Here is a 23720-nt window from a genome sequence, read left to right as displayed (position 1 = left end):
GCAATAACATTCGCCACCTTTCAAAAAAAGGATAACCAGGCAATGTTTATGCAATTTCCAGGCCATGAATGAAATGGCGCTGTAAGGCGGGTTTGGCGTCAGCGGCGGCTTACTTGTGGTGCAAATTCAACACAAACTGCACCGCCACTGTGCGCGATACGTAGTATTACTTAGCCTTTTTCACCGGCTTCTTGGGCGGCGTGTGCTTGCCCGATTCGGGCGGCATTTCATCGGCGAGGCTGATCTTCAGCTGCTGCCCACCGACCCAGACCTTTTTCAGATGACGGAAAATCTCGTCCGGCATCCCGTCCGGCATTTCGAGGAAGGTGTGATCGCCCATGATCTCGATGCGGCCGATGTAGCGCGCTTCCAGACCGCTTTCGTTGGCGATGGCGCCCACCAGGTTGGCCGGCGTGGCCGAGTGCTGGCTGCCCACTTCCACGCGGTAGGCGCGCATCGGCACGCCGGGGCCTTCCGCCTTGTCCTTCTTTTTCTTCTTCGGCTTTTCGTCGAAGGCCATATCCTCGTCATCCGCGCGCGCCGCCAGTTCAGGCTCCGGGCGCTTGCGTGGCGAAGGTGCCGCCGGAGCAGGCGCTGCGGCCGGCGCCGTCTCGCCGTCGCGGTGGATGCGCAGGGTCTGGCCTGCCACACGCAGACCGGCGATCACGTCCAGTGTGCCGGCTGGCAAGTCGTCCGGCATATCCAGCACAGTGTAGTCGTCGAAGATCTCGATGCGGCCGATGTATTTGGAATCGACGCCGCCTTCGTTGGCGATGGCGCCCACGATATTGCCGGGGCGGACGCCGTGGCGGTAGCCCACTTCCACGCGATAGGTCTGCATGCCTGGTTCAGCTTCGCGCGGCATGCGCTCCTTCTTCGCGCGAGGTTCACGTGGTTCGCGCGGTTCGCGCTGAGGGCGGTCGTCGCGCTCGGCGCGTTCCGGACGCGGCGCGCCGTCGTCGTGCCAGCCGCGTTCCAGCGATTTATCCAGCAGCAGCGGCTTGCCACCGCGTCCCATCATGGCCAGCGCCGCCGCGATTTCAGTGGCCGGCACATTGTGCTCGTTCTCGTAGTCTTCGATCAGGGACTGGAAATGCTCCAGGCCACCGGCCGCCAGCGTTTCCGTGATCTCGTCCTTGAAGCGCTGGACACGTACATCGTTCACCGCCTGCAGGGTCGGCAGCTGCATCGGCGTGACCGGCTGGCGCGTGGTGCGCTCGATCAGCTTGAGCAGGTTGCGCTCGCGCGGCGTGATGAACAGGATCGCCTCGCCGCTGCGGCCGGCGCGGCCGGTGCGGCCGATGCGGTGGGTGTAGCTTTCCGGGTCGTAGGGTACGTCGTAGTTGACCACGTGACTGATGCGCTCCACGTCCAGGCCGCGCGCGGCGACGTCGGTGGCGACCAGGATATCGATCTTGCCGTCCTTGAGCTGGCCGATCATGCGCTCACGCGCGGCCTGCTGCATATCGCCGTTGATGGCGCCGGCCGAGAAGCCGCGCGCCTGCAGGCGTTCCGCCAGTTCTTCCGTTCCCAGCTTGGTGCGGGAGAAGATGATCATGCCGTCGAACGGTTCCGCTTCCAGAATGCGGGTCAGCGCATCCAGCTTGTGCATGCCGCTCACCAGCCAGTAGCGCTGGCGGATATTGGTGTTGGTGGTGGTCTTCGCCGCCACCATCACTTCGGCCGGGTTGTGCAGATAAGTGGTGGCGATGCGCTTGATCGCCGGCGGCATGGTGGCCGAGAACAGCGCGGTCTGGCGCGATTCCGGCACTTCCTGCAGGATGCGCTCGACGTCGTCGATAAAGCCCATGCGCAGCATTTCATCCGCTTCGTCCAGCACGATGGTCTTCAGGCCGGACAGGTCGAGCGAGCCTTTATCCAGGTGATCGATCACGCGGCCCGGCGTACCCACCACCACGTGCACGCCGCGGCGCAAGGCGCTCAGCTGCGGGCCGTAGCTCTGGCCACCGTAAATCGGCAGCACATGGAATTTGGGGATGTGGTTGGCGTAGCGCTGGAAAGCTTCCGCCACCTGGATCGCCAGTTCGCGCGTCGGCGCCAGCACCAGGGCTTGCGGCGTGGCTTGTTTGATATCGATCTGGCTCAGGATCGGCAACGCGAAAGCCGCGGTCTTGCCAGTACCCGTCTGCGCGGTGCCCAGCACATCGCGGCCCTCCAGCAGGTGCGGAATGGTCGAGGCCTGGATCGGCGACGGGGCTTCATAGCCAACCTCCTTCAGCGCTTTCAGGATGGGGGCGCTCAGTTGGAGATCGGTAAACAGGACTGGTGTGTCAGACATGGCGGCACTCGCTTGTTGGTTATTGTTCGAATCGCCTAATGCGACAGAAAGGGCGTAGTTTACTCTTTCTGCGCAGTTTCTGCGTGGAAACACCAGCAAAGCGGCGGATCAATGACCCGCCCCACGCAAAACGCAATTACGTGAGCACGGGACGCATCGTAGGGCGGATCATCGATCCGCCATGCCTGCGTGCCTGCGGCGCCAGCCTGAACGTCCCCACCGCGCGCGCCAGCAGGCCCGCCTGCTCCTGCAAGCCCTGCATCGCGTGCGACGACTCCTCCGCCAGCGCCGCATTGCGCTGCGTGACCACGCCCAGTTCCGCCACAGCGCTGTTCACCTGCTCAATGCCCAGCCGCTGCTCGCGCGCCGCGCCGCTGATCGAATGCAGCAGCGCCGACACCTCGCTCACGCCCGCAATGGTCGACTCGATGCTCACGCCCGCGCGCTGCACCCGCGCTGCGCCCTCGCCCACCTTGCGGATCGAATCCTCAATCAGCAGGCGAATCTCCCTGGCCGATCCGGCGCTGCGCTGGGCCAGCTGGCGCACTTCGGAGGCCACCACGGCAAAGCTGCGGCCATGGGTTCCCGCCCGCGCCGCCTCCACCGATGCGTTCAGGGCCAGCAAATTGGTCTGGAAGGCGATGCTGTCGATGACCTGCACGATCTCGTTCATGCGCCCCGCCGCTTCCGTGATGCGCGCCATGGTTTGCGCAATTTCAGCGACGGCAGTGCCGCTATCGCGCGCCTGGCTGGCGGTGCTTGCCGCGACAACGCTGGCGTCCTGTGCATGATCGGCGTTCTGGCGCACGGACTCCGTCAACTGCCCCATCGCCGCTGCCGTTTCCTCCAGTGCTGCCGCCTGCTGCGCCGTGCGTGCAGCCAGTTCGTGATTGCCTTCGGCCAGTTCGGTGGCGGCGCCCGCCACCGCGTCGGCGCCGTAACGCACCTCGCCCACCGCATGCCGCAGGCGCTCATTCATGCCGCGCAGGGCCGCCAGCAGGTGGCCGGTTTCGTCGCCGCTATGGCCTTCGATGGTGGTACTCAGATCTCCCTGCGCCACACGCTCGGCCACGCTCACGGCGGCGCCCAGCGGCGCTGCGATCACTGCACCAATGCGCCAGGCCAGCAAGCCGCCCAGCAGCAGGCTGGCGCCCAGCGTGGCGAAGATCAGGATGCGGGCGTGAAGGTAAGCCTGCTCCGCGCTGTGGCGCGCGGCCGCGGCGCCGGCCATGTCCAGCTGCACCAGGCGGCTGATTTCATCGGCCGCGGCAAAATTATGCGTGCGCGATTCGCCCCGCACGGCGCGGCGTGCACCGTCCAGGTCGCCGCTGCGCGAGATGGCCGCCACCCGGTGCGCGGCAGTTTCATAGCTGTCCAGCTCCTGCTGGAACCTGCGCCAGCTATCGCGCACTTCCTCGCTGGCCAGCAGCTCCTGGTAACGCGCCATCAAGCCGCGCACCATGTCCATCTGGCGCGCCATCTGGTTTTCGTAGTCGTCGTAATCGGCTGGCGCATTCGACAGCGCGTGTTGCAGCTCGAATGTCCGGTAACGCAGCAGCGCCGCCTTGATTTCCAGGATGGTGCGCGTGGCGGGCGACCATTTATTGGTCAGCTCATCGCTGGCGTGGTCCAGGGTGCGCAATTCGAACAGGGAAAACAGGCCGAGGGAGGCGGTCAACACCAGCGTTCCCAGTGAGGCCACGGCCAGCTTGTGGGCGATTTTGAGGTTGCGGAACCATTGCATATCAGCTCTCCCGATGGATTTTCCGACAGCGTAGGGCGATCCGCGGCCAGCCGCCATCGCACCTCGGTATAGGAACCTATACATTGGTTTAAGTTGGGGCTTGCCGATGCACCACTGGTTCTTAACTGAACTATACTGACTGGATGTTGCGCCTCACTCCCCATCCACTGCTGCGTCCCGCCATCGTGCTGCTGGCGGCGACGATCTTTTCGATCGACGCTTTCACGCCGCTGGATATTGCCATTGCAGTGCTGTACGTGGTGGTGGTGCTGGCGTCGGTGCGCGCCTGGCCGCATCGTCTGTCGACGGTGACCGCGCTGTGCTTCGTCCTGACGCTGGTGGCTTACGTGATTTCCAACTGGGGCACGCTGGCGGACGACTCGGCCGGACGCTGCGCCATGAGCCTGGCCGCCATCGCCATCACCGGCTATCTCGCGCGCAGCAACCACCGCGCCAACGAGCGCCTGTGGCAGCAGGAAGAATCGCTGCGCGAATCGCGCGCCCAGCTGGCGCATGCGGCACGCGTCTCCACGCTGGGCGAACTGGCGGCCTCTATCGCCCACGAGGTCAATCAGCCACTGGCCGCGATTTCCGCCAACGGCTCGGCAGCGCTGCGCTGGCTGAACCGCCCGCAGCCGGAACTGGAAGAAGTGCGCACCGCCATCGGCCGCATCCAGTCCGACACCGCCCGCGCCTCCGAAGTGATCACGCGTATCCGTGCGCTGGCGCGGCGCAGCGATCCGGAACAACTGCCATTGGACCTGAACGAAGTGGCGGAAGAAAGCGCAACCCTGGTGCGGCGCGAACTGGCATCGCATGGCGTGATGCTGCGCCTTGCCTTGGGCGACGATTTGCCGCCGGTGCTGGGCGACCGCGTGCAGCTGCAACAGGTGATCATCAATCTGCTGATGAACGGCATGCAGGCCATGGACGGCCAGGGTGGCGGCCAGCTGGAGCTGAGCACCGGGGTGAATGCCGACGGCGCAGTGCAGCTCTCGGTCGCCGACACCGGCCCCGGCATCGCGTCCGAAAACCTGAGCCGCCTGTTCGAGCCCTTTTTCAGCACCAAGCCCGATGGCATGGGCATGGGCCTCGCCATTTGCCGCTCCATCATCGACAGCCACGGCGGCCGCATTGCCGCTTCCTCCAACGGCAGCCGCGGCGCGCTGATGCAATGCACGCTGCCGGCACTGGGAGGCGCCGCATGAGCGAAATGGTGTACATCGTCGATGACGACGACGGCCTGCGTGAAGGCTTGCTCAGTCTGATGCGTTCGGCCGGCATGACGGCGGCGGCCTTCGATTCCGTCGCCGCCTTCCTGCAGCACAAACGCACCGATTGCCCCAGTTGCCTGGTGCTGGACGTGCGCCTGCGCGGCGTGAACGGTCTGGATTTTCATGCCGACCTGCTGCGCCAGGGCGAAACCCTGCCGGTAATTTTCATGACGGGGCATGGCGACATTCCCATGTCCGTACGCGCCATGAAGGCTGGCGCGGTGGACTTCCTGGCCAAACCTTTCCGCGAGCAGGATCTGCTGGACGCCGTCGCCGCAGCACTGGACGGCGACCGCCGCCGCCGCGCCGACCATGATGCAGGCGCCGAACTGCGCAACCGCTACGAGTCCCTCACCCCGCGCGAACGTGAAATCATGGGCCTCGCAGCACGCGGCCTGATGAACAAGCAGATCGCAGGCGAAGTCGGCACCAGCGAGATCACCGTCAAGATCCATCGCGGCAATGCGATGAAGAAGATGCGCGCCAAGACCTTCGCGGACCTGGTCCGCATGGCGGAAGCCCTCGGTCTTAACTAAACTATACCCACGTATGATTTCGCGCCGGAGAGCGGCGCGCTACAGTGCTCCCATATCAGCAGCATTCGGGAGTTCCCTGTGTCAGTAGTAGCCATCATCGACGACGACCAATCCGTGCGCACCGCCATCAGCAGCCTGCTGCGGTCCATCGGGCTTGAGGTCAGCCTGTACGCATCCGCAGAAGAATTTCTGGCATCGGACGGTGCGCTTCTCAGCGACTGCATCGTCAGCGATGTGCAAATGGGCGGCATGAGTGGCATCGAGCTGCTGGAATTGCTGCGTAACCGCCAGTGCGCCCTTCCCTTTATCGTGATTACGGCCTTTCCGCAGGACTTTCTGCGCAAGCGCGCCAGCCAGGCCGGCGCCACCTGCTTCATGACCAAGCCTTTCGACAGCGCCGCTCTGCTGCGCTGCGTGGAAGACGCCCTGTCCGGACAACACTAAGAAAGGATCGCGCCATGAGCCTTCCACCTCCCGCCGGCCGCAGCTACCGCCTGGCTATTTACACCCTGCTGCTGCTCGTGATTGCCGGTGGCGCGGTGGCCTCGCTGCTGATCGAGCGCTACGCCAGCCTGCATTCGATGGCCCACGTGTTTAACGTTATGGCGCTGGGCACGGCGTCCTTCATGATTTACCACGTCTGGTCGCGCTTCCGTTCCGAAGACGAATTGCTGCATCTGGCGAACCACGATCCGCTGACCGGGCTCGCCCACCGCCGCTATTTCGAACAGCGCCTGCAATCGCTGCCGCCTGCGCCGCATACGGTGGTGCTGGGCACCATCGACCGCTTCTCGCGTGTGATCGGCAGCTTCGGCCACGCTTTCGGCGACGCGATGATGAAGTCCATGGCGCAGCGCATCCGCGAAGCTGCCGAGCAGCATGGCGGCCAAGCCTTCCGGCTCGATGGCGCCAACATCGCCGTGCTCTATCCCATGGACCAGCAGGCGCCCGCTTTCGGCGCCGCGCTGGCCGCTTTGCAGGAATACATGCGCAGCCCTTTCAGCTGCCAGAATCACGAGGTGTACTCCACCCTGAGCCTGGGTGCAGCCACCTTCCCTACCGATGGCGCCGATCCGGCTACGCTGCTGCGTAATGCCGATGCGGCGCTACAAACGGCGCGGCGCGGCGGCGGCGATCTGCTTGTGCCTTACTCCGTCGAGCTGAATACGCAGGCCGATCAGCGTCTGGACATTGAGTCCGATTTGCGCCATGCGCTCGAACGTGGCGAGCTGGAATTGCACTATCAGCCGCAGCAATCTCTGCGCGATGGGGCGCTGGCCGGCTTCGAGGCCCTGCTGCGCTGGCGCCGCCGCGGCGAGCTGGTGTCGCCTGCCGTCTTCATCCCGCTGGCCGAAGAGTCAGGCCTGATCATTGCCATCGGCGACTGGGTGCTGGAGCAGGCCTGCCGCCAGGCCAGCGAATGGAGCGCGCACTATGGCCGCGCGCTGACCATTGCCGTGAATATTTCGCCGCGCCAGTTCACGCATCCGTCCTTCCTGCCGAAGATCACGGACCTGCTGGCGACCACGCATATCGATCCCGCCTGCATTGAGCTGGAGATTACTGAAGGCGTGGTGATGGAAAACACGGAGCAGGCCATTACGGTACTCGGCCAGTTACGCGCACTGGGCCTGAAACTGTCGATCGATGATTTCGGCACCGGCTATTCCAGCCTGGCTTATCTCAAGCGCTTCCCGATTCATAAACTGAAAATCGATCAAAGCTTTGTGCGCCAGCTGGCGCCCGGCACCGGAGATGCCGCCATCGTGCAGGCGGTGATCGGCCTGGGGCGCAATCTGGGCATCAGCGTGATTGCGGAAGGTGTGGAGAACGCCGGCCAGCGCGCGCTGCTGCATCTGTGGGGCTGCGATGAAATCCAGGGCTACCATTACGGACGCCCGATGCCGCCACGCGAGGCTCAGCGCTATTTGCGCAGCAGTGATAGCATGGTGCTCGCCGCCTGAATCCAGGCCCAGGAGTTCACCATGTCCCGTCCATTCGCCACACTGTCTGCTTGCCTCGCGCTGGCGACATCCATCGTCCACGCAGCACCAGTCTATGGCCCGGAGCTGGAAGGCTTCCAGTATCCCTATCCGCAGCAGCATTTCCATTTCCGGTCGCAGGGCCAGGACCTGCAAATGGCGTATATGGACGTGGCGCCAACCGGGCAGCCCAACGGCCGTACGGCAGTGCTCATGCACGGCAAGAACTTCTGTGGCGCGACCTGGGACACGAGCATCGCCGCGCTCAGTGCCGCAGGCTACCGGGTCGTGGCGCCGGACCAGATAGGCTTCTGCGCCTCCACCAAGCCTGCGCACTATCAATACAGCTTCCAGCAGCTGGCCGACAACACCTCGGCCCTGCTCAGGCAGCTGAAAGTCGACAAAGCCGTGGTCGTGGGACATTCGACCGGCGGCATGCTGGCGGCGCGCTACGCGCTGATGTGTCCGCAAGCCGTGTCGCACCTGGTGCTGGTCAATCCTATCGGACTGGAAGACTGGAAGGCGCTGGGCGTGCCTGGCCGCACCGTGGACCAGTGGTACGAGCGCGAACTGAAACTGAGCGCCGACAGCGTGCGCGCTTACGAGAAAGCCACCTATTACGTCGGCCGCTGGAAACCCGAATATGAGCGCTGGGTGGAAATGCTGGCGGGCCTGAACGCCGGTCCCGGCCACGCGCAGGTAGCGTGGAATTCCGCCCTGATCTACGACATGATCTGGACCCAGCCCGTCTGGTACGAACTGCCGCAGCTGCAAATGCCGACGACACTGATGATTGGCGACGCCGACACCACGGCCATCGGCAGCGATATCGCGCCGCCTGAAGTGAAAGCCCGTATCGGGCGCTACGCCGTGCTGGGTAAGGAAAATGCGAAGCGCATCCCGAAAGCACACCTGATCGAATTCCACGGCATGGGCCACGCGCCGCAAATGGAAGATCCGGCGGCCTTCAACCGGGCTCTGGTCGAAGAACTGGCACGTTGAGGACGCAGCGTTTAACCGTGCGGCTTGACATCTTCCTTCAGCGCGGCCATGGCCAGCTTCTCGACCAGACCCGGTGCAATCAGCTTCATCCAGCGTCCCAGCTTGCCTTTGGCCGTCATCACCACTTCGCGGCGGCGTGACTGCATGCCTTCGATGATCAGCGCCGCGCATTCCGCGACCGGCATGGCCTTGTCTTCTTTCAGGCTGCTGCTTCCCAGCTCGCCGCCCTGAGCGTTGTAGCCGCGATAACGGATGCGCGTGTCGACCACGCCGGGATAGGCCGTCGTCACGCTGACGCCATGCGGCTTCAGCTCCGCGCGCAGACTTTCGAAGAAGCCGGACATGGCAAATTTGGTCGCGCCATAAGCACTGCGTCCCGGCACGCCAATCAGCCCGGCCAGCGAGGACACGGCCACCAGCCGTCCGCGCGACGCTTTCAGCCAGGACAGCGCAGCGTGGGTGCACCACACGCTTCCCCACAGGTTCACCCGCATCAGTTCTTCGTACCAGCGCAGGTCTTCGACCTCTTCGAACAAGGCATGCGCGGAACGGCCAGCGTTGTTGATCAACGCGTCGATGCGGCCGAAGCGTTCGGCGGCTGTGGCAATCAGCCGGCGGCATTGCGCTTCGTCGGACACGTCGGTCTGCACCACCAGCGTTTGCGCGCCGAGCGCCGAGCAGGCGTCGGCTACCGATTGCAGCTGATCGGCCTTGCGTGCTGCCAGCACCAGCGCGGCTTCCTTGCCGCGGCTGCGCGCCAGCTGGCGCGCCATCTCCGCACCGATGCCGTCGGATGCGCCGGTAATGACGATAACCTCCATGTGTCCCCCTGTGTTTATTTATGTTCCGATTATGCGTTAAGATGGCCCACATGAACACTCAAGCTACCCTCCTCGCCGCCAGCCTCGCTCTGGCCTGCGCCGCTGCCTCCGCGCAGCAGGCTCCCGTTGTTCGTGAAGCGCCTCTGCGCGCCCACTTGTCCTTCCTCGCCGACGATCTGCTCGAAGGCCGCGGCACCGGCCAGCGTGGCGGTGATCTCGCCGTGCGCTACCTGGAAACGCAGGCCGCAGCCATTGGCCTGACGCCGCTGGCCGATGGCACTTACCGCCAGTCGGTCAAGTTCCAGGGCACCAAGCTGATGCCGGGCAGCTCGGTGGCCTTCACCGTTGGCGGCAGCAAGCTGCTGCCGCAGAACGGCAAGGACATCGTCTTCGGCACCGGCAGCGGCCGCGCCGACGTCAACTTCGACGCGCCACTGGTCTTCGTCGGCTACGGCGTCACCGCGCCGGAAGAACGCTGGGACGATTACAAGGGCGAGGACGTGAAGGGCAAGATCCTGGTCATGATGGTGAACGATCCGCAGCCAACCGCCGAGGAGCCGAACCGTTTCGCCGGCAAGGCCTATACCTATTACGGCCGCTGGATGTACAAGTATGAGGAAGCGATGCGCAAAGGCGCGGCCGGCGCACTGCTGATCCACACCACGCCATCCGCCTCCTACGACTGGAACGTGCCCGCCACCAGCTTCGCCCACGAGCGCTTCCACCTGCCGGGCGGCGGCAACCAGATCGAAGGCTGGATCAGCGAAGACCAGGCGCGCCGCCTGTTCAGCGCTGCCGGCTTCGATCTCGACAAGCTGCGCGCCGATGCCGAAAAGCGTGACTTCCATCCGGTCGACCTGAAGACCAGCGCCCACGTGGAAATGCGTTCCTCGATCCGCCAGGTCGAGCAGTTCAATGTGGTCGGCGTGGTGCCGGGCACCGATCCCAAGCTGAAAGACCAGGCCGTGGTGTATTCCGCGCACTGGGACCACCTCGGCATCGACGAAGGCGCCAAGGATGGCGGCGACCATATCTACAATGGCGCCATCGACAACGGCTCCGGCGCGGCGGCCCTGCTGGCCATGGCAACGGAGGCAGTGAAGAAGCCGGCCAAGCGCTCGCAGGTTTTCCTGTGGCCCGCAGCCGAAGAACAGGGTATGCACGGTGCGGCGACTTATGTGCAGCATCCGGTGTTCCCGCTGAACCGCACGCTGGCTGACCTCAACCTGGACAGCATGAACTTCGCCGGCCGCACCAGGGATATCGGTGTAGCGGGCGCCGAGCGCAGCTCGCTGTATGAATCCTCGGCCAAGGTGGCGAAGCAGATGGGCCTCAGGATTGCGCCGGCCATTCCGGACCTGTCGGGCGCTTACTTCCGCGCCGACCACTTCCAGTTCGCCAAGGCGGGCGTGCCGGCGTTTAACGTGGGCTCGGCCGTGTTCTCGGGCGACGGCCATTTCGAGTTCGAGCGCAAGCAGGATGAATCGGCGGCCAGCATCGTGGCCTTCAAGAAGGACTACCACACGGTACGCGATGAGTACCATGCGAGCTGGGACTTGTCCGGCATGGTGCAGCAGGCGCAGTTCACGCTGAACCTGGGCTATGAAATCGCCAACGGCAAGGACATGCCGGCCTGGAAGAAGGGTGATCCTTTCGGCCAGGTCAAGCGGTAACGAGGGCGGCGGGTCGAATGACCCGCCCTACGCGGCGCGGCATTCCGGAACGCACAGGACAACCCGTCGTTTCCCTATCCGCAGCACCGTAGGGTGGATCATCGATCCGCCGTTTCACGCTGCCAGGCGCGCCTCGTTTTCTTCCAGCACGGTGATGAAGGCGCTGGCGGGAACGGGACGGCTGAAGAAGTAGCCCTGCATTTGCTGGCAGCCATGCTGGCGCAGGAAGGCGATCTGCTCTTCCGTCTCCACCCCTTCCGAAATCACTTCCAGATCCAGGTTCTCCGCCAGCGCGATGATGGTGGTGACGATGGCCGCATCGTCCGGATCGACCGTCAGATCGCGCACGAAAGTCTGGTCGATCTTCAGCACGTCGATCTCGAAGCGCTTCAGGTGCGCCAGGGACGAATAGCCGGTGCCGAAGTCGTCGATGGCCAGCTTGACGCCCAGCTTCTTCAGCTGGTGCATCACGGAGATGGCATGCTCCACATCGTTCATCACCGTGCTCTCGGTCAGCTCCAGCTCCAGGCAGTGCGGCGACAATCCCGTCTCGGCCAGCACGGCTGCCACCGACTGCACGAAGTCCGGCTCCGCCACCTGGCGCGCCGACACGTTCACGGCCATGCGCAGATTCTCGCGTCCTTCGCACTGCCACTGGCGCAGCTGCTCACAGGCGGTGCGCAGCACCCAGCTGCCGACCGGCAGGATCAGGCCTGTTTCCTCGGCCAATGGAATGAAGCGGTTCGGCGCCACCATGCCCATCTCCGGATGGCGCCAGCGAATCAGCGCTTCCATGCCGACGATGCGGCCGCTCTCCGTATCCACCTGCGGCTGATAATGCAGCTCGAACTCGCGCCGTTCCAAGGCAGTACGCAGGGCGGACTCGATGCGCAGGCGCTCGCCCAGCTGCTCGTTCATGGCGGCCGTGTAGAACTGGTAATTATTGCCGCCCATTTCCTTGGCGCGGTACATAGCGATGTCGGCACGTTCCGCCAGCACGTGCGGATCGTCGCTATCGGCCGGATACACGGCGATACCGGCGCTGCAGCTCAGGAACAGCTCCACGCCGTCCAGCACCAGTGGCTCGGCCAGCTTGTCGAGCACGCGCTGCAGCTGATCGGCGCGCGGTGCGTGCGCGCCATGCTCCGCCAGCAGCAGCAAGGCGAATTCGTCGCCGCCCAGACGCGCCACCGTGTCCAGCGGACGCACGGCTGCACGCAGGCGCGCCGCCACCACTTGCAGCAAGCGGTCGCCGCCCTTGTGACCGAGGCGGCTATTGGTAAACTTGAAGCGGTCCAGGTCGATCGACACCAGCCACAACTCGTGGCCCTTGCGTGCCGCGTGCTGAATGGTTTGCAGCAGGCGGTCGTGCAGCAGCACACGGTTCGGCAAGCCGGTCAGAGCGTCGTGCGTGGCCTGGTGATGCAGCTCGCTTTCGTATGCCTTCATCGCCGTGATGTCGTGCTGGATCGAGACGAAGTGCGTGACCCGGCCCTCCTCATCGCGCACCGGCGACAAGGTCACATCGTTCCAGAACATGGTGCCGTCCTTGCGATAGCAGCGCATCACGGCGTGGCCGTCGCGGTGCTCCTGGATTGCATTGCGGATTTCGGACACGCCATGCTGGTCGAGGTCCGTGCCATACAGCAGGCGCGGGCTCTTGCCCATGATGTCCGCCGCGCTGTAGCCCGTGGTACGCTCGAAGGCGGGATTCACGTACACCGTCGGATTGCCTTCGCGCGCCTCCGTCACCACAATGGCGCTGGTGCTCGATTCGATGGCGCGTTCGCGCAGCAGCAAGGTCTGATTGACCTGCTTCAGCTGCGCCGTGCGCTCTTCCACATTGCGCTGAATCACGCGGTTGCGCGAAGCCAGGGTGCTGACCCAGGCCGTACCAAGCAGCGTCGTGGTAATGCCCAGCACCAGCGTGAACAGCGATGCCAGATGGTCGGTCGCCAGCACGGACGAATCGGCCCGCGCTTCCAGCAGCCAGCTCTTGCCCGCCACTTCGATCGGCATTTGCAGCGTCTGGATGCGCGATGGATACAGCCAGCGTGGCAGTTCCGGCATATTGCCCTGCACCGGCTGGCGCGACTGGTAGACCAGCGTGTCCGGCGCAGCGGTGGCACTGGCGTAGGCCTTCAGTTCGTAATGCTGGAGTGCGCCGTTGCCGCTCTTCTCCAGAATCTTCTCGATCATTTCGCCGGGCAGCACGGCCAGCGTGGTTTCGCCAATCACGGCGGCCCGGCGCGCCGCGGCATCGGTCAGCGGCGCACCGAACTGGTAGACCGGCATGGAAATCACCACGCCCATGCGCGCACGGGCGCGCTGCGCCAGCGGCACCAGCGCGCCTGCCGATGGCTGGCCGGTGGTATAGGCGCGTTCGCGCGCCGGCTCGTCGCGCGGCGGATACAAGGTATCGAGGCCCAGCGCCGCCTCGTTCTCGGACATGGGTTCGATATATTCGATGGCGCGGTAGCGCGGACGCCGGCCCGCAGGCTGGAGTTGTCCATTCTGCATTTCACGGATCACAGCGCCGGGGCGGACTTCGCTCAAATCCGCCTCGAACGCGGCGCGCTCGGCGTCCGAAACAAAACGCACGAAAGACGCGCCGAGGACATAAGGCCGCTGGGCCAGCAGAGGGGTAACAAATGAATGGAATTCCTGGCGGCTGACCTGGGCGCGGCTGGCGAACATCAGATTGATCGCTTCCAGGCCGGTGATGGCGTTGCCGAAGCCTTCGCGCAGCGCAGAGACGCGGCCGTGCACCTGCTGCTCGAAAGTCAGTTGCAGCCGGTCCTGCTCCAGATGGCTGACACCGGCAAAGAAGGCTGCCGTCAATCCAAATCCGCACAGCAGCGCCAGCGCCGCTGCTTTCGAGCGGAACAGCCTGCCCGGCTGTTGCCCGGACGCGGGAGTTGTGGATTCGCTAATGGGGTCAACCATGTCAAAAAACCATCGAAAGTGCAAGGTTAGCACGCGTATACGGCATTTTCGCACGCTGCCAACCTAAATGCCATAAGGAAACTTTCATTCGCCAGCCAAGTGTCGCGCGCGCCGCTACACTTCCCCCGGCGGTATATTGAACGCCCACCTACAAGGAGGCGAACATGGAAAAAACATGGGTCGTCGTGGCCGACAGCAGCCACGCCCGCATCTTCCGGGTGCGCGATGCGCAGCACTCCCTCGAAGAAGTGGAAGACATGGCCAATCCACTCGGCCGTGCCGACAACCGCCAGATCGAATCCGACGCCAATTCGCAGTTCTACAGCCCGAACGGCCAGCACCCGACCTACTCCCCATCCGAAGATGCGGTCGAGCATGAGGTGCATCAGTTCGCGCGCCAGCTGGCACGCCGCCTGGACACGGCCGCCGCGCAGAATCAATACGATCATCTCTGCCTGATCGCTGCGCCAAAATTCCTCGGCCTGCTGCGCGATAGCCTGAACCATTCCACGCGCAAGCTGGTGATTGCCGAGTCGAACAAGAACTTTGCATCCTTCCCGCGCCCCGAGATTGAAGCGTGCGTTCGCGGCCTTGCCCTGCGTCCGGGCGGAGCATAGAATCGGCGGATCGATGATCCGCACAACGGAGCGTTTTTATGGACACTTATCCTCAGTGGATTGATGTGGAGGGCGATGACGGCACCTTCGCCGCCTATCTGGCATTGCCGCGCAGCGGACACGGCCCAGGCATTCTGCTGATCCAGGAAATCTTTGGCGTCAACGCCCACATCCGCAGCGTGGCGGACCAGTACGCCGCCGACGGCTTCGTGGTGCTGGCGCCCGATATGTTCTGGCGCGCCGAGCCGCGCGTGGAACTGGGCTATGACGAACAGGACTGGGCCAAGGCCGCCGCCCTCAAGCAGCAAACCGATACCGGCAAGGCCCAGGCCGACATTGCCGCAGCCGTAAAGGCCCTGCGCGCCTTGCCCGGCGTGGAAGGCAAGGTATGTTCCGTCGGCTATTGCTGGGGCGGGCAAATGTCCTATCTGGCTGCGGCCAATGGCCACGTGGACGCGGCCGTGGCGTACTACGGCGGCGGCATCCAGAACCAGCTCGACCGCGCGGACGATATCAAGGTGCCGCTGCTGATGCACTTCGGCGGCAAGGATCAGCATATTTCGATGGACGCCGTGCGCAGCGTCGCAGAACGCTTCGGCATTCGCGAAGAAGTGGAGATCCATGTCTATCCGAACGCGGAACATGGCTTCAACTGCTCGCATCGCAGCACCTACAACCAGCGCGCGGCAGCGGAAGCGCACGGTCATACGCTCATCTTCCTGAGCGAAAACGAGTAGCGCCTTTGTGCGCTGCCGCACAGAAGCGCCCTGCACCGCCCTTTAAGCTCGTCAGCTGGATAAACACGAGGAGGCGGGCATGGCGGGTTCTAAACACTTGAAGCTGACGGCATGCGCCGCAGCAGTAGCGTTGGCGGCAACGCTGGCGGCGTGCGGTGGCGGAGGCGGCGGCGGCAGCCCGACGCAATCGCCCACCACCCCCACCACGCCAACGACACCAACCACTCCTACCACGCCAACGCCGACTTTCGCGCTGGCCTTGAAAGAAGTGGCATCCGGCCTGAGCGAGCCGCTGCTGCTGACGGCGCCGGCAGGCGATACGCGCCAGTTCATCGTTGAACGTCCCGGCCGCATTCGCGTCGTCGATAGCAGCGGATTGAAAGCCACGCCCTTCCTGGATATTTCAGGCTTGATCAGCACCACCGGCGAAGGCGGCCTGCTCTCCGTGGCCTTCCATCCGAACTATGCGGTCACCGGCCGCTTCTACGTCTATTACACGGACAAATTCGGCAACATCGCCATCGACTCCGCCAAAGTCTCCGCCAGCGATCCGAATGTGGCCGACAAGGATTCGCTGAACCGCATCATTACCATCCCGCACCCGACTTACACCAATCACTACGGCGGTAACCTGGCCTTCGGTCCGGATGGCTATCTGTATGCCGGCACGGGCGATGGCGGGAGCGCGGGCGACCCGAGCGGCAATGCGCAAAACCTGGATTCCCTGCTGGGCAAGATCCTGCGCCTGAATGTGGATACCGCCGTGGCGCCGCTGTACAACGTCCCTGCGGACAATCCCTTCGTCAACCAGGACAACAAGCGCGGCGAGATCTGGGCCTATGGTTTGCGCAATCCCTGGCGCTTCGCCTTCGACACGGTGGACAAGCAGCTCTACATCGCCGATGTGGGCCAGGACGCACGCGAAGAGGTCGATATCGTGCCCGCCAACACGGCGGCCGCGAACTATGGCTGGAACAAGATGGAAGGCACCAGCTGCTACAACGCGGCGACTTGCGACAAAACCGGCATCACGCTGCCGAAGTTCGAATACGAGCACGGCGCCAATAATGCCAACGGCTGTTCGATCACAGGCGGCTTCGTCTATCGCGGCAAGGATCTGCCTGAACTGGCGGGACGCTATCTCTACTCCGATTACTGCAAGGGCTTCCTGAAGAGCATCGTGTACAGCAATGGCGCGGTGAGCGAGCAAAAGGACTGGTCCGTGCAAAACATCGGCAATGTGCCGTCCTTCGGCCAGGATGCACAGGGCGAGCTGTACATGATGAGCGGAGACGGCAAGGTGTACAAAATCGTGCGGCAGCAGTAGGCGCTAAAATGGGAGCTTTCCGTATTCTTTGCTAGCCATGGCCAGACTGAAGCTTGAGTTCCCAGAAGACCAATTCTGCTTTTCCACCCAGCTGACGGTGCGCGTGACCGATATCAACGGCGCCAACCACCTGGGCAACGATTCGATGATCTCCATGATCTCGGAAGCGCGGGCGCGCTTCCTCTACGAATTCGGCGTGCGTGAAACGGGGCCGGACGGCACGGGCATTATCGTGACCGACCTGGCCACCACTTACCGCGCCGAAGCGCATGCGCGCGACCAGCTGCTGTTCGAGGTGGGGGTGATGGACTTCAACAAGTACGGCGGCGATGTGATCTTCCGCATCACGCGCCCACAGGATGGCAAGCTGATTGCGATGGCCAAGTCCGGCTTCGTCTTCTTTAACTACAAGCACAGCCAGGTCGTGCCGATGGCCGATGACTTCCGCGGCAAGTTCCCGCGGGTGAACTGGATCGACTGATCACACACGGCGGATCAATGATCCGCCCTACTGATTTTCGGCGCCGGGAATGCGTGGTGGTACCAGTCGTCGATCATCTGTTTTTCGTAGCGCAGGTAATCGCTGTTGTCGTAGCGGTTGATGCGCTGCTGGTACATCATGTTCGTGATGCGCTCATCGCCTGAACGGATCACCTGTCCATCGCGCTCCAGCGTGTATTGAAGCTTCATCATCGGCCAGTCGGCGCCACCGCGCAGGATGCGGATGTCGTCGATGCGGCGGCGCGATGGCTCCACCCAGCCTGCCAGGTCGATGTCCGTGACCGTAATATTCAGCGTTTCGTCCGCCGGCAAATCCTTGCCCAGCTTGGCGAAATGCGCGCTCAGGTCTTTCAGCACCTGCTCGCGGTCTTTCTCCCATTTCGGCACATCCTGGAACTTGTCCGGATCTTCATACTTGACCGTCACGCCGGCCGAAGCGGCGCCAGCGCTGGCCAGCAGCATGGCAGCGAGAATGAGGTTTCGCATGATGAGCTCCTTTCATGTGCAGACGAATCATCCCACATCAAAATATACACTTTCCCTGTGGCGCCGCGTTGGCTGATACGTTTTCTTACGAAATATACTAGTCGGAAATGACATGTTAATTTGTCATGTGGTTGTAACAAGCTTTGCCTATGATGCGGGCTCCTATCAAACCAACCACAGGAAGACAAATGTCCGACTCCCTCGATCTGACCCGCCGCCGCGTTCTCAAATTCTTCGGCGGTGCACCTCTGCTGCCGCTGGCAGGAGGCAGCGCGACTGCCGCTCTGCTGTCCGCTTGCGGTGGTGGCGGCGACGATGCGCCAGCCACGCCAGCGCCAGCACCGGTAACCCTGGCTTCCGTGACCTTCTCGGCCATGCCGGCCGTGAGCCTGGCCGACGCCGCCAAGATGGCAACCACCACGGTTGCCTCGTCCCTGGTCGCCAGCTTCAGCGACGGCACCAAGCAGACCTACGCGCTGAAGTACGAAACCTTCTTCATCACCGGCACCATGGTCCCGAACGGCAGCGGCGGCACCATCCTGGCCGGCGGCTACTACGACATCAAGAACAACCCGATCCTCGACGCCACCGATGCGAACAAACGCCAGTTCTTCTCCGACTGCCCGGACGGCACCTCGCTGCTGAAACTGGCCAGCCCGACTGTTACCGGCATCAAGGGCAATACCGTGTTCGCCGTGGTGCAGTTCGAATACACCACCCGCAACGTGAAGGGCGATTCCATGTACGGCATGCTGCCGTCGCCAATCGCCATCCTGACCCTGGACCAGGACAAGACCACCGGCGCGCTGACCCTGGTGAAGTACCACAACGTGGACACCAGCGGCGTCAACGGCCTGTGGATCACCTGCGGCGCCAGCCGTTCGCCGTGGAATACCCATCTGTCCTCGGAAGAGTACGAGCCGGATGCCACCGCCATCGCGACCAACACCCAGTTCCAGAACTTCAGCCAGAACCTGTTCGGCGACGCCACCAAGGCCAACCCTTACCACTACGGCCACCTGCCGGAAATCACCGTCAATCCGGACGGCACCGGCTCCATCAAGAAGCACTACTGCATGGGCCGTATCTCGCACGAGCTGGTGCAAGTGATGCCGGACGAGCGTACCGCGCTGATGGGCGACGACGCCACCAACGGCGGCCTGTTCATGTTCGTGGCCGACAAGGCGCAGGACCTGTCCGCCGGCACCCTGTACGTGGCCAAGTGGGCGCAGAAGACTGCCGACAACGGCGGTTCCGCTGACCTGTCCTGGATCAAGCTGGGCAAGGCCACCAGCGCCGAGATCAAGGCGCTGGCCGACACCCTGAAGGCTTCCGACATCCTGAGCGTGAAGACGGCCGATCCAAGCGACGCAGCCTTCACCAAGATCCCGTTCAGCGGCAAGACCAACTGGATCAAGATCAACACCGGTATGGAGAAGGCCGCCGCCTTCCTGGAAACCCACCGCTACGCCGCACTGAAAGGCGGCAGCATGGGCTTCACCAAGATGGAAGGCACCACGGTCAACGCCAAGGACAAGATCGCCTACAGCGCCATGAGCTACATCCAGCCGGCCATGACCAACGGTTCCGGCGGCATTTCGGTGAAAGGCCCGAACGCAGGCGTGGTGTACGCACTGAACCTGAAGTCCGGCCAGAAGGATGACACCGGCGCAGCGATCGACAGCGAATGGGTACCGGTCGACATGGCCGCCGTGCCGGCCCTGGTGGGTGAAGACCTGGCGACCCCGGATGCACTGGGCAACCTGGCCAACCCGGACAAGATCGCCAACCCGGACAACATCAAGTTCTCCGAGAAGCTGCGCACCCTGTTCATCGGCGAAGACTCCGGCCTGCACGTCAATAACTTCCTGTGGGCGTACAACGTCGACAGCAAGACCCTGTCGCGTCTGCTGTCCAACCCGGCAGGAGCCGAGTCGACCGGCCTGCACGCGGTCGACGACATCAACGGCTTCGCCTACATCATGAGCAACTTCCAGCACCCAGGCGACTGGGAACTGACCAAGGACGCTTCCGGCAATGTGACCGGTGGCCTGCATTCCAAGGTCGTGTCCACCCTGGACCCGCTGGTGCGCGCCAACTACCGCGACCGCTTCGGCGCAGCGGTGGGCTACATGACCGCCCTGCCTAAGGTCGGCTAAAACCAGCGGCGTGAACCTGGTGCCTGCCACGATGTGGCAGGCACCTGTTCCTGCTTCTGGTTGTAAGATAGCCGCCTGGTTATCTCAACAAGGGGCGGCGATGGCTTCATCCGGCAACTGGTTTTTCTGGGCGGCGCTGTCCGCCATTTTCGCGGCACTCACGGCGATCTTCGCCAAGATCGGCATCCAGGGCGTGAACTCCGACTTTGCCACGCTGATCCGCACCAGCATCGTCATCATCGTTCTGGCGGCCTTTGTCTGGTTCACTGGCAAGTGGGGCAACCCGCTGGCCTTATCCGGCAAGACCTGGCTCTTCCTGACGCTTTCCGCGCTCGCCACCGGCGCCTCCTGGGTTTGCTACTTCCGCGCCCTGCAGATCGGCGACGCCTCCAAGGTCGCACCCGTCGATAAATTCAGCCTGGTGCTGGTCGCCATCTTCGCCGTCACCTTCCTCGGCGAACGCCCTTCCCTGCAAAGCTGGCTCGGCATTGCGCTGGTCGCGGCCGGCGTGCTCGTTCTTGCCGTGGGCCGCTGAAATGAAACCCCTCGTCATCACTGCGTTACTGGCAATTGCACTGCCGCTGGGCGCTTCAACGTTATCCGTCTCGCCCATCTACGAGCAGTTGCTGCTTCACGCGATGCCAAAGGGATTCGTCATTCAATTCGAAGAGGATCGCAAAGGACAATACATCCGCGAAGCCGTGCTATCGGGCGAATCGGTTGAACACTGGACGCAGATGGTGACGGTGACCGCCGCCCGGGGATTGGCCGTCAACGCCGCCGTCACGCCACAGCTGATCCTGGGCCGCATTGCGCAGGGCTTCGAAAAGGCTTGTCCCACCACCTTCAGTGTGCAAGGACTGGGCCGAGTACAAGTCACCGGCGCCCAGGACGGCCTTGGCGCAGTGATCAGCTGCGGCAGCTACGGCTCAGCCAACACGCCGCATAGCGAAACCGCCGTGATCCTCTCGATCAAGGGCGTCAGTGACTTCTACACAATCCAGTGGGCTGAACGCGGCCCGCCATCGGCCACGCCACTGCCCATCGATAAGGCAAGTTGGATCGAGCGCCTCGCAAATCTTGCACCGGTCAAGCTCTGTCCAATTGTCCCCGGTGAGGCACCGCCGTATCCCAGTTGCGTGGGTGACTGAGCGAGTTTGCGTGCGGCCCCGCACAGGCAAGCCAGTCAGCGAGCGCCACACTGGTGCATCGCCAATGCCGGGAGCGCGTGATGCCGGAAGGTCCGTCGATAGTCATCTTGAAGGAACTGGCCCAGCCGTTTGAGGGCCGCACGATTGCCGAGGCCAGCGGCAACAGCAAGGCCGTGCCGTATGAAGACTTGCCGGGTCAACCCATCCTTTCCGTGCGCAGCTGGGGCAAGCATTTCCTGATCGAGCTGCCCCTTTTCAGTCTGCGTATTCACTTTCTGATGTTCGGCTCCTACCGCATCGATGAAAGCAAGGACAGCCCGCCGCGGCTCTCGCTGAAATTTATCGAGGGCGGGGAGATGAATTTCTACACCTGCTCGATTAAAGTAGTTGAAGAAGAACTGGATGAGGCTTACGACTGGCGCACAGATGTGATGTCCGATGAATGGTCGCCCAAGCTCGCGCTGAAGAAATTAAGGGATGTCCCGGACAAGCTGGTTTGCGATGCGCTACTCGACCAAAATATTTTCTCGGGAGTTGGCAATATTATCAAAAACGAAGTATTGTTTCGGCTGCACATTCACCCTCTCTCTACGGTAACAGGACTGCCGGTTACAAAACAAAGAGAATTGGTGAAGCAGGCGCGCCAATACAGCTTTGAGTTCCTTGAATGGAAAAAGGCATTTGTACTCAAACAGCATTGGCTGGTGCATACCAAGAGAATATGTCCTAGGTGCAATATTCCCTTGCATAAGGCGCACTTGGGCGTGACAAATCGTCGCACATTCTGGTGCGAACGCTGCCAGAAACGTTACGGAAGTTCGTAGGTGTTGTAAAGAATCCGGGTAAATAGTATTGCCTGTTGTTAATAGCAGCACAGTCGTTCTACAATCGTTCAGATGTTCCATCCGTGAGACGGGACGTCGCCCAGGACTTTGTGTCATTTTGCGGAATTCGCCCATATGTCTTTTTTGTCTTCAGCATCGCCCAAGTTAGCGCCGTGGAAAATCCTGCTGGTCGATGACGAACCCGATATTCACGACATTACCAAGCTGACGCTGAGCCGCTTCCGCCTCGAAGGCCGCGGCCTCTCCTTCCTCCATGCGTACAGCGGCGCTGAAGCCAAGGAAGTGCTGGCGCGCGAAACCGACATCGCCCTCGTCTTCCTGGACGTGGTGATGGAAAAGGAAGACTCCGGCCTGGAAGTGGCGCGCTGGATGCGCCAGGATCTGGACAATCAATTCACCCGCATCGTGCTGCGCACCGGCCAGCCCGGCCAGGCGCCGGAAGAGCGCGTGATTGTCGACTACGACATCAACGACTATAAAGAGAAGACGGAGCTGGACCGCACCAAGCTGTTCACCACCACCTTCGCCGCCCTGCGCGCCTACCGCGACATCATGAAGGTCGAGGAAGCGCGCCGCGCCCAGGCCCACTACCGCGAAGGCCTGGAGCGTGTGATCGCCGCCTCGGCCCACATCTTCCAGCAGCGTAATCTGAAGGACTTCGCCAACGGCCTGCTGCAGCAAGTGGTCGCGCTGCTGCGCCTCGAAAACAGCATGCTGCTGCGCCTGCGCGGCGCCACCGCCATCTCGGGCGAAAACGAATATGAGATCCTGGCCCAGATTGGACAGGATGAGGGGAGCCTGCTCACCCCGGACCTGATGTCGCAGCTGAAGGATGCGGAGCGCAACAAGATCTCGCGCATGCTGGGCGATACCTACGTCGGCTACTTCCCCAACAATAGCGGCAAAGCTTCGCTGCTGGTGCTGAAGGGCGTCGAAGAGATTTCGGAAATCGACGCCAAGCTGCTGGAAATCTTCTGCAGCGGCGTGGCCATCGCCTTCGACAATATCCTGCTGAATCAGGAGATCACCGATACGCAGGCGGAACTGATCATGCGCCTCGGCGATGTGGTCGAATCCCGCTCCAACGAAGCGGGCAACCACGTGCGCCGCATGGCCGAGTTCTGCCATCTGCTGGCGCGCGCTGCCGGCATGCCGGACGATGAAACCGCCGTGCTCAAGCACGCCGCGCCAATGCACGATATCGGCAAGATCGCGACGCCAGACTCCGTACTGCTCAAACCGGGCAAGCTGGATGCGGCGGAATGGGAAATCATGAAGCAGCACCCGGCGGTAGGCCTGTCGATCCTGGACGGCTCGCAGCGCCCGATTCTGAAAGCGGCCGCGGTCATCGCCCACCAGCACCACGAAAAATTCGACGGCAGCGGCTATCCGCAAGGCCTGAAGGGCGAGAATATCCACGAATACGCCCGCATCGTCGCCGTGGCCGACGTGTTCGACGCCCTGATGCATAAGCGCTGCTACAAGGATGCCTGGCCGGTCGGCGAAGTGGTGACGCACATGCGCGAGGTAGCGGGCAAACACCTGGACCCCAAATACGTCGAACTCCTGATCAACAACATCGACAAAGCGCTCGCCATCAACGAACGCTTCCCCGACTAG

20 protein-coding genes are annotated in these 23720 nt (G+C 62.9%); 15 read left to right on the top strand and 5 right to left on the bottom strand.

The window, feature by feature from the left end:
- Positions 1 to 166: 166 nt before the first annotated feature.
- Positions 167 to 2299, bottom strand: a complete 2133-nt coding sequence (locus tag AB4Z19_RS18460) for a DEAD/DEAH box helicase (protein ID WP_442025290.1) — start codon at positions 2297 to 2299, stop codon at positions 167 to 169.
- A 136-nt stretch (positions 2300 to 2435) separates the two neighbouring features.
- Complete coding sequence (locus tag AB4Z19_RS18455) at positions 2436 to 4043, bottom strand: methyl-accepting chemotaxis protein (RefSeq protein WP_442025289.1); 1608 nt, start codon at positions 4041 to 4043, stop codon at positions 2436 to 2438.
- 143 nt (positions 4044 to 4186) lie between these two features.
- On the opposite strand from AB4Z19_RS18455, the gene AB4Z19_RS18450 reads away from it, so the two are divergent.
- From AB4Z19_RS18450 to AB4Z19_RS18430, 5 genes are all read left to right on the top strand, one after another.
- Positions 4187 to 5251: a sensor histidine kinase gene (locus AB4Z19_RS18450; RefSeq protein ID WP_442025288.1), complete on the top strand. Its 1065-nt coding sequence runs from the start codon at positions 4187 to 4189 to the stop codon at positions 5249 to 5251.
- Positions 5248 to 5853, top strand: coding sequence for a response regulator transcription factor (locus AB4Z19_RS18445; RefSeq protein WP_442025287.1), 606 nt, complete (start codon positions 5248 to 5250; stop codon positions 5851 to 5853). The genes AB4Z19_RS18450 and AB4Z19_RS18445 overlap by 4 nt, the downstream gene beginning before the upstream one ends.
- Before the next feature lie 78 nt (positions 5854 to 5931).
- Positions 5932 to 6297 (top strand): response regulator transcription factor, encoded by a 366-nt coding sequence (locus AB4Z19_RS18440; protein WP_442025286.1) that lies wholly within the window; start codon positions 5932 to 5934, stop codon positions 6295 to 6297.
- 14 nt (positions 6298 to 6311) lie between these two features.
- Positions 6312 to 7817 (top strand): putative bifunctional diguanylate cyclase/phosphodiesterase, encoded by a 1506-nt coding sequence (locus AB4Z19_RS18435; protein ID WP_442035757.1) that lies wholly within the window; start codon positions 6312 to 6314, stop codon positions 7815 to 7817.
- Positions 7818 to 7838: 21 nt separating this feature from the next.
- Positions 7839 to 8837: an alpha/beta fold hydrolase gene (locus tag AB4Z19_RS18430; RefSeq protein WP_442027013.1), complete on the top strand. Its 999-nt coding sequence runs from the start codon at positions 7839 to 7841 to the stop codon at positions 8835 to 8837.
- 11 nt (positions 8838 to 8848) lie between these two features.
- Here AB4Z19_RS18430 and AB4Z19_RS18425 read toward each other — a convergent pair whose 3' ends face one another.
- Positions 8849 to 9658 carry an SDR family oxidoreductase gene (locus tag AB4Z19_RS18425; protein ID WP_442035756.1) on the bottom strand — a complete coding sequence of 270 codons (810 nt, stop codon included), beginning with the start codon at positions 9656 to 9658 and terminating at the stop codon, positions 8849 to 8851.
- Positions 9659 to 9708: 50 nt separating this feature from the next.
- Here AB4Z19_RS18425 and AB4Z19_RS18420 point away from each other — a divergent pair, with 50 nt between their 5' ends.
- Positions 9709 to 11331, top strand: coding sequence for a M28 family peptidase (locus AB4Z19_RS18420; protein WP_442027011.1), 1623 nt, complete (start codon positions 9709 to 9711; stop codon positions 11329 to 11331).
- Positions 11332 to 11445: 114 nt separating this feature from the next.
- Here the strand turns inward: AB4Z19_RS18420 and AB4Z19_RS18415 are convergent, their stop codons facing one another.
- Positions 11446 to 14277, bottom strand: coding sequence for a bifunctional diguanylate cyclase/phosphodiesterase (locus AB4Z19_RS18415; protein WP_442035755.1), 2832 nt, complete (start codon positions 14275 to 14277; stop codon positions 11446 to 11448).
- 164 nt (positions 14278 to 14441) lie between these two features.
- On the opposite strand from AB4Z19_RS18415, the gene AB4Z19_RS18410 reads away from it, so the two are divergent.
- The 4 genes from AB4Z19_RS18410 (at position 14442) to AB4Z19_RS18395 (ending at position 17439) form a co-directional block, all read left to right on the top strand.
- Positions 14442 to 14894: a host attachment protein gene (locus AB4Z19_RS18410; RefSeq protein WP_442024454.1), complete on the top strand. Its 453-nt coding sequence runs from the start codon at positions 14442 to 14444 to the stop codon at positions 14892 to 14894.
- Positions 14895 to 14932: 38 nt separating this feature from the next.
- A complete protein-coding gene (locus tag AB4Z19_RS18405; RefSeq protein WP_442024456.1) occupies positions 14933 to 15631 on the top strand; it encodes a dienelactone hydrolase family protein in 699 nt (232 codons plus the stop codon).
- Positions 15632 to 15710: 79 nt separating this feature from the next.
- Entirely contained in the window at positions 15711 to 16958 is a 1248-nt protein-coding gene (locus AB4Z19_RS18400; RefSeq protein WP_442024458.1) for a PQQ-dependent sugar dehydrogenase, read from the top strand.
- Between the two features lie 37 nt (positions 16959 to 16995).
- Positions 16996 to 17439 (top strand): thioesterase family protein, encoded by a 444-nt coding sequence (locus AB4Z19_RS18395; RefSeq protein ID WP_442024460.1) that lies wholly within the window; start codon positions 16996 to 16998, stop codon positions 17437 to 17439.
- A 14-nt stretch (positions 17440 to 17453) separates the two neighbouring features.
- Here the strand turns inward: AB4Z19_RS18395 and AB4Z19_RS18390 are convergent, their stop codons facing one another.
- Positions 17454 to 17945 (bottom strand): DUF3016 domain-containing protein, encoded by a 492-nt coding sequence (locus AB4Z19_RS18390; RefSeq protein WP_442024462.1) that lies wholly within the window; start codon positions 17943 to 17945, stop codon positions 17454 to 17456.
- A gap of 188 nt (positions 17946 to 18133) precedes the next feature.
- Between AB4Z19_RS18390 and AB4Z19_RS18385 the strand changes: the two genes are divergently transcribed.
- The 5 genes from AB4Z19_RS18385 to AB4Z19_RS18365 all read left to right on the top strand — a co-directional run bounded on the left by AB4Z19_RS18385 (position 18134) and on the right by AB4Z19_RS18365 (position 23720).
- The gene (locus AB4Z19_RS18385; protein ID WP_442035754.1) at positions 18134 to 20104 is read left to right on the top strand and encodes a PhoX family protein; all 1971 of its coding nucleotides are present in this window, start codon (positions 18134 to 18136) and stop codon (positions 20102 to 20104) included.
- Positions 20105 to 20204: 100 nt separating this feature from the next.
- Positions 20205 to 20639, top strand: coding sequence for an EamA family transporter (locus tag AB4Z19_RS18380; RefSeq protein ID WP_442024466.1), 435 nt, complete (start codon positions 20205 to 20207; stop codon positions 20637 to 20639).
- A gap of 1 nt (position 20640) precedes the next feature.
- The gene (locus tag AB4Z19_RS18375; protein WP_442024468.1) at positions 20641 to 21255 is read left to right on the top strand and encodes a hypothetical protein; all 615 of its coding nucleotides are present in this window, start codon (positions 20641 to 20643) and stop codon (positions 21253 to 21255) included.
- A gap of 80 nt (positions 21256 to 21335) precedes the next feature.
- On the top strand, positions 21336 to 22079 hold the full coding sequence (locus tag AB4Z19_RS18370) for a DNA-formamidopyrimidine glycosylase family protein (RefSeq protein ID WP_442024470.1): 744 nt from the start codon (positions 21336 to 21338) through the stop codon (positions 22077 to 22079).
- A 135-nt stretch (positions 22080 to 22214) separates the two neighbouring features.
- Positions 22215 to 23720 carry an HD domain-containing phosphohydrolase gene (locus AB4Z19_RS18365; protein ID WP_442024472.1) on the top strand — a complete coding sequence of 502 codons (1506 nt, stop codon included), beginning with the start codon at positions 22215 to 22217 and terminating at the stop codon, positions 23718 to 23720.

It is taken from the genome of Pseudoduganella sp. RAF19 (assembly GCF_052114165.1).
Taxonomy (GTDB): Bacteria; Pseudomonadota; Gammaproteobacteria; order Burkholderiales; family Burkholderiaceae_D; genus Rugamonas.
This window is presented reverse-complemented; position numbering and strand designations above follow the sequence as displayed.